Consider the following 2,066-nt stretch of genomic DNA (forward strand, 5'->3'; position numbering starts at 1 on the left):
CGAAGTTCCGGCGTGAATCGGTCGTAGAAGCTGGAATGAGCCACGGTCTGGTTGGTCGCAGTCTGGTAGACCCGCTGAAAGGAGGCGATAGAGCGGGTTTCGCCGTCCACGGCGAAGCCCAAGATGAGCGACCAGACGAGCATCGTGATATCGATCGTCCGTTGACGTTGGACGGCATCGCGCTCGCGCGCGATGCCTTCGACGAGGTCTTCTGGAAAGAGAGAAGTCAATCGGCGGCGTATGAGTGTTGGAGAGAGTTCGGGTATCACAACCTCTCTCTACGCGGTTTCTGAAGATAACTTCATCAAGACGCTGGCGTCTGTTAGTCTCGCTCCTTAACCGAACACGGATGGTTGCCGATGGCAGTATACCTCGAAACTCGTTGTGTCTTCGGGTAGGTCTCTGGCTTCGTCGCTTGCTCGTCGTGGTGCTGGAGGTATTTCGGACATGCGAAAGCACACATAGATGGAATATATATCAGATAATAATTATATCAGTAGGAAGCTTCCGTATGCGTATTTCTAACCTCTAATATCTGTTTACTTGTAAGTTGTTCTTGTTTGAGTGCCGAGGAATCTCACCTCGAAGTGATCGGGGTTAGTAGACCAGCATCTTATCGCGTCCCTGTGGGTGTATACCACAAAAAAGAACGTAGACAGGTACTGAAGCCGATATTATCAGCAACTTTTTGGCGGGTGTAGTCAGTTGCTCAACAATGACTGCTACCCGGAACTGGAAACCCTCCGCCCGCGGTGCGATCGCGCTATTCGCACTCGGGATGGTCGGGGTGATCGCCCTGGCCGTCTACTCCGTCCCGATGCTGCGGGCACTCCCCGAACTGTCGACGGTCTCGTACCCGACGCTGGTGGTGCTCGCGTCGGCGAACTCGACGCTCCTGCTGGCGGTGGCCGTCGTCCTCGGCGCGGTCACGGCCCCGCGCCTCGAGTTCGACTCCCACGTGTTCGCGTGGGCGGCCGGCCGAAGTCCGAACTGGGGCGAGGTGCGCGACTCGCTCCCGCTCGCGGCGGCGCTGGGTGCGGCCCTGTTCGTCGTCGTCGCCGTCCTCGACGCCGCGTTCGCACAGTTCACGCAGCTTCCCGCCGGCGATCCCTCGACGGACGCGGAAGCCCTGCGCGAGCTCTTCGCGTCGGTGCCGATGCGACTGTTCTACGGCGGCATCACCGAGGAGCTCCTCCTGCGCTGGGGGTTCATGGCGCCCCTCGCGTACGTTCTCTGGTGGGGACGCAACAGGGTCGGCGACGCGACCGAGGCGCCCTCCGGGACGATCGTGTGGGTCGCAATCGTGGTGAGTGCCCTCGCGTTCGGTATCGGTCACCTGCCTGCGCTCGCCTCGACGGTCGGACTCACGACCCCGCTGATCGTCCGCACCATCCTGTTGAACGCGCTCGTTGGGGTCGTTCTCGGCTGGCTGTTCTGGCGACGGTCGCTCGAGACCGCGATGATCGCACACGCCGCGTTCCACGTCGCCCTCGTCGCCGTCTCCACCGCTCTGATCGTGGTGACCTGACCGCGACGCCCCCACCGACGCGAGGCGGCTGGCGGTCGCGACGGTGGGAAAAGCGGTGACACTCGAGTGTGCGTCCCCTCTCTCTGCGTGTCGAAGCTATCGATTTACGGACGTAACTGCGCTTTCGTATCGGACAGCCGACATACAATTTATCTTCACGCGCTCGAGACGGAACAGGCATGAAGCGACGGACGGTGCTCGGCGCCGGGGCCGCGACCGTCGGCCTGGTCGCGGGCGCGAGCGTGCTCCGCTCGAGGGGCGAGCCGTCGGGGCCGGGCGAGCCGGCCGCTCCCCACCCGTCGATGGATCTCGAGACGCGCCCGATCATGGAGGGGACCGACCGCGAGACGCCGCTGTTCGAACTCGAGGCCGCGGAGTCGGGCCCGACGGCGATCGTCTTCGGCGGGATCCACGGCGGCGAGACGAACGGCTACCGGGCTGCCGAGGAGGTGATCGGCTGGGGGCTCGAGCAGGGGACGCTGGTCGTGATCCCCTGGGCCGAGATCGTCGCCGTCGAGCGAAACACCCGCGACGGCCC

1 protein-coding gene and 2 pseudogenes are annotated in these 2,066 nt (G+C 63.2%); 2 read left to right on the forward strand and 1 reads right to left on the reverse strand.

Annotation, left to right across the window (positions count from 1 at the left end; translation table 11 throughout):
• Positions 1 to 269: pseudogene (locus ACNA7R_RS20080) on the reverse strand (IS4 family transposase); the annotation flags it as partial.
• Between the two features lie 446 nt (positions 270 to 715).
• Between ACNA7R_RS20080 and ACNA7R_RS20085 the strand changes: the two are divergent.
• Both ACNA7R_RS20085 and ACNA7R_RS20090 read left to right on the forward strand, forming a co-directional pair.
• Positions 716 to 1,528 (forward strand): lysostaphin resistance A-like protein, encoded by an 813-nt coding sequence (locus tag ACNA7R_RS20085; RefSeq protein ID WP_416285308.1) that lies wholly within the window; start codon positions 716 to 718, stop codon positions 1,526 to 1,528.
• A gap of 179 nt (positions 1,529 to 1,707) precedes the next feature.
• Positions 1,708 to 2,066, forward strand: a pseudogene (locus ACNA7R_RS20090) (deacylase); the annotation flags it as partial.

Origin of the sequence: Natronococcus sp. (assembly GCF_047921035.1) — an archaeon.
In the GTDB taxonomy this organism is placed as follows: domain Archaea; phylum Halobacteriota; class Halobacteria; order Halobacteriales; family Natrialbaceae; genus Natronococcus.